Genomic DNA, 3,254 nt, shown 5'->3' with positions numbered 1-3,254 from the left:
AGAAATTTTTCACATTTTTCTATTTTCCGATGTCCCATGCCCCATGCACCATTCTCCATTTTCCATCATCTATATTGATTGCGAAACTCAGCCGGGGTTAGGCGCATCGGTTTTTCTGGGTTCCAAATACCCAAACCCATGACTCTGGCAAATTCTTGGGCGCTCTCTAGACGTTCATCATACTTGTTGTTGAGCGATCGCGACACAAAAAGTCCATATCCCTCTGCCAGTAACCGTTCGTTTAACAGCACTCCATCTTGCCACAAATAGGCCAGTTCGCGATCGTACTGGTCTTTAGTTTCGATGTCAGATTCCAACACAACCGGTTTAGAGCCGATCAATTCTTCCAAGCGTTCTTTCGCCGCCGTACCCCAAGGACGTTGCCGCAAGTCCGGCGCTTCAATACCAATCAGGCGGATTTGCTGAATCAAAGGCGGTTGCTTTTCCGAATCGATCGTTTCCAATGTTTGTCCGCTCACCACTCGCACAACCTTAACTACCTCTCCTTGGGGTGTCGTTGCGGACTGGCAACTTGTCAGGAGAAATAATAAGCAAAAGAAAAAAGCGAAAATCCTGCTTTTTTGGCTTCTATCAGTCTTCATCGAGAGGCAGTCCCGCCTTTACTTTCCCTTTTCCAAAATAGCGACCGAATTGCAGTTCGTAAACTTCATCTTCATCCTGAGTCTCTACCTCTAAGTCGGATCGAGGATAGCTGACACACAACAGGGCATACCCCCGCTGGCGGAGTTCCTGGGACAGTCCCATCGCCTCTGGCTGATAAATCTCCCCGGAAAGCACCCGCACCGCGCAGGTGGTACAGGCACCGTTGCGGCAAGAGAAAGGCAGATCGACGCCTTGATTCTCGCCACTGTGTAAGATGTACCGATCTTCCGGTACTTCTATGGTATAATGCGTTCCTTTCTGGCGATAGTGGATGCGAATTTTGTGCGATCGAGACATTTGCAATTTTCGAGCAACATACTCTATAATAAGAGTCCGTGCGAGAAATCCTGCAAAAGACATTTCAAAGCACATCCCTGGAGAGGTGGCCGAGTGGTTGAAGGCGCAGCACTGGAAATGCTGTTTGGGGGCAACCTCAACGAGGGTTCGAATCCCTCCCTCTCCGTTCCTGTAACTCCTTGGCATACATAACTTTAAGCGAGGGAAACTCTCAGAACTTCAAGTTTAACTGGAAGTTCTGTATGTCACGCTTGCACAAACTCGTACAGGAGTTACGCAAAGCCTCTTAGGTAGGGTGTGTTAACGCCAGTGTAACGCACCATCTCAGTATATTTAGCGTCACTGCGTAAGTCCTATGGTATAAAACTGGCGTAATTAAGGACATAGCAGTTATTACATCACTTTTAATAATGACACGAACAAAAGACAGAAGCTGCAAGACATTTGTGGCAGTTATTGTTAGTAGATATTTAATTTACCTAGATGTAAAAATAGGCGATCGCTTTGATTTTAGAAACCCGGTTTTTTAAAAAAACCGGGTTTCTGTCTGGGTGCGGAATACGAGGAATCGCTCCTGGTTTCAGCAGATGCTAACGGATGCGATCGTATTCTTGTCGAATTGATTTACAATAAAAAAAACAACAAGTTTTAAACGGTTTCGATCGTACTAGGCGTGTGATGATGAGAATTAACGAGACTGGAGCCTGCGGTAGAATATGATTTCAGGCGAATTCAATAGGAAAGGAGAGTTAATCTTTGAAATTGGTTTGATTGCTGCTGATGGTGATGTTATTACAGTCAAGGCACTTCTAGATACAGGTTTTACAGGCTGGCTAGCAATTGATAACCAAGATGCAGAGAGTTTGGGGTGAATTTTTGCCCACCAGCAAGAAGAAATGGAGACTGCCCGTGGCGATGCGTGGTTCAATCTATATGCGGGAACTGTGATTTTCGATGGAGAAGAGTTAATAATTCCAGTTTTAGGTGGAGAGCAACTTCCAAACATTCTGTTAGGTGTACATTGGCTGGAAAAAAAGCGACTTATGGCTGATTTTCCGGCAGGGCTGCTGACATTGGGGTAGGTGCGATCGCGCTGAATTCAGAAACCCGGTTTCTCTAAGAAACCGGGTTTATTTTGCTCCTATATTGCACTAGGGTCTTAAGGGAGATCGCTTGCAGAATGGCAGATTAAAACTCCCATTGATGGTCTGGATCGTCAAGGGCGGCTCTGACTGATGACAAATCAGCGAGGTCTTTGAATGGGCTAGACTTCGCTATTTCTGTGATTGAATTCAGGGCTAAAGTTAACTGGTTGTTATTACCGTCTGCTATTGCTCGATCCACTTTTTCAAACAGAAAACGGAAGTTTTCGGCACGTTCATCAAACGAGCGATTGAGATACTTTATTAGAGCTTCACGTTGAGCGTTAATTTGAGCGATTATTGCTTTTTCCCGGGCTTCAATTCCACGCCGCTTAGTTTGCTCTTGCTCTGCAACTATTTTGTACTCGGTGTAGGCTAGAACAATATCGCGCAAGCATTCAGCCGGATTGGTGAATACAGCAGCACCTTTTACAACGCCATGTGCAACCACTTCTACAGGAACTTTTTTGGCTGTCATATTTATTTACTTGGTAAAATACGATATTTCTCTAACAGAGTTACAGTGCCAAAGTTCAGTTTACCTTGACTGTTTAACACAGGGGTTTTCAAAATTTCTACAAGTCCCTTCATCAGAAGTCCTACCTCTTGAAACTTTTCGGCATCCCTTTTTGAATCAAAAGGTTGAGATTCAAGCTGTCTAAGACCTAAAACAGCACGAGTATTAACAGATTCAAAGACACCCTTCAACTCGGTAATCCGTCGTTTTACTTGTTGCGAATAATCTTTGGCAAGGTTAATTTCTGCGATCGCTTTGTTGACTTTGGCTTCATATTCCCGTGCCTTTGTAGGTAAAAGTGATGAAAAGATAGAGAACTGGAGAAATATTTACGAATGGCTTGAGGAAGCAGGATATAAAACTCCGTTGTCTGATGAAGGTGAATCCGGCGATTATTTAGCAGGAAAATTCTTAGTAAAAAAAGCTAATATAACTGTTGATAAAAATCAAATAATAGTCGATCTCCATGTCCGAATAGTAGCTGCATCACCTTTAGAAAGCCCAGCAACAATAGAAAACATAGATACTAACGGTAAGGTTTGATATAAGTAGTCGGACAAAAGTAATCGACACTGTATGAACTTTTGTTAAGGCACTTGCAGGAGTGCCTTCGCACAGCGTGCCGTAGGCATATC

General features: G+C 43.9%; 7 protein-coding genes and 1 tRNA gene. 4 read left to right on the top strand and 4 right to left on the bottom strand.

The features are described 5' to 3' along the window. Positions 1–65 precede the first annotated feature (65 nt). Complete coding sequence (locus tag H6S82_RS25675) at positions 66–479, bottom strand: thermonuclease family protein (protein WP_347339544.1); 414 nt, start codon at positions 477–479, stop codon at positions 66–68. A gap of 112 nt (positions 480–591) precedes the next feature. After that, the gene (locus H6S82_RS25670; protein WP_190474269.1) at positions 592–960 is read right to left on the bottom strand and encodes a 2Fe-2S iron-sulfur cluster-binding protein; all 369 of its coding nucleotides are present in this window, start codon (positions 958–960) and stop codon (positions 592–594) included. 79 nt (positions 961–1,039) lie between these two features. Between H6S82_RS25670 and H6S82_RS25665 the strand changes: the two genes are divergently transcribed. The 3 genes from H6S82_RS25665 to H6S82_RS34420 all read left to right on the top strand — a co-directional run bounded on the left by H6S82_RS25665 (position 1,040) and on the right by H6S82_RS34420 (position 2,042). Further along, positions 1,040–1,126, top strand: a tRNA-Ser gene (locus H6S82_RS25665). 550 nt (positions 1,127–1,676) lie between these two features. Continuing rightward, a complete protein-coding gene (locus tag H6S82_RS34425) occupies positions 1,677–1,832 on the top strand; it encodes a hypothetical protein (protein ID WP_322112016.1) in 156 nt (51 codons plus the stop codon). Positions 1,833–1,856: 24 nt separating this feature from the next. Then, positions 1,857–2,042: a hypothetical protein gene (locus H6S82_RS34420; RefSeq protein WP_322112015.1), complete on the top strand. Its 186-nt coding sequence runs from the start codon at positions 1,857–1,859 to the stop codon at positions 2,040–2,042. A gap of 106 nt (positions 2,043–2,148) precedes the next feature. On the opposite strand, the gene H6S82_RS25655 is transcribed toward H6S82_RS34420, so the two are convergent. Both H6S82_RS25655 and H6S82_RS25650 read right to left on the bottom strand, forming a co-directional pair. Further along, positions 2,149–2,580 carry a hypothetical protein gene (locus H6S82_RS25655; RefSeq protein WP_190474237.1) on the bottom strand — a complete coding sequence of 144 codons (432 nt, stop codon included), beginning with the start codon at positions 2,578–2,580 and terminating at the stop codon, positions 2,149–2,151. A gap of 2 nt (positions 2,581–2,582) precedes the next feature. Further along, a complete protein-coding gene (locus H6S82_RS25650) occupies positions 2,583–2,810 on the bottom strand; it encodes a hypothetical protein (RefSeq protein WP_190474235.1) in 228 nt (75 codons plus the stop codon). 37 nt (positions 2,811–2,847) lie between these two features. On the opposite strand from H6S82_RS25650, the gene H6S82_RS25645 reads away from it, so the two are divergent. Continuing rightward, positions 2,848–3,162, top strand: coding sequence for a hypothetical protein (locus tag H6S82_RS25645; RefSeq protein WP_190474233.1), 315 nt, complete (start codon positions 2,848–2,850; stop codon positions 3,160–3,162). The last annotated feature ends 92 nt before the right edge of the window (positions 3,163–3,254 follow it).

Source organism: Planktothrix sp. FACHB-1355, from assembly GCF_014748295.1.
Taxonomy (GTDB): Bacteria; Cyanobacteriota; Cyanobacteriia; order Cyanobacteriales; family Aerosakkonemataceae; genus Aerosakkonema; species Aerosakkonema funiforme_A.
The sequence above is the reverse complement of the archived record's forward strand: the minus strand, read 5'-3'. Positions and strand labels throughout refer to the sequence as shown.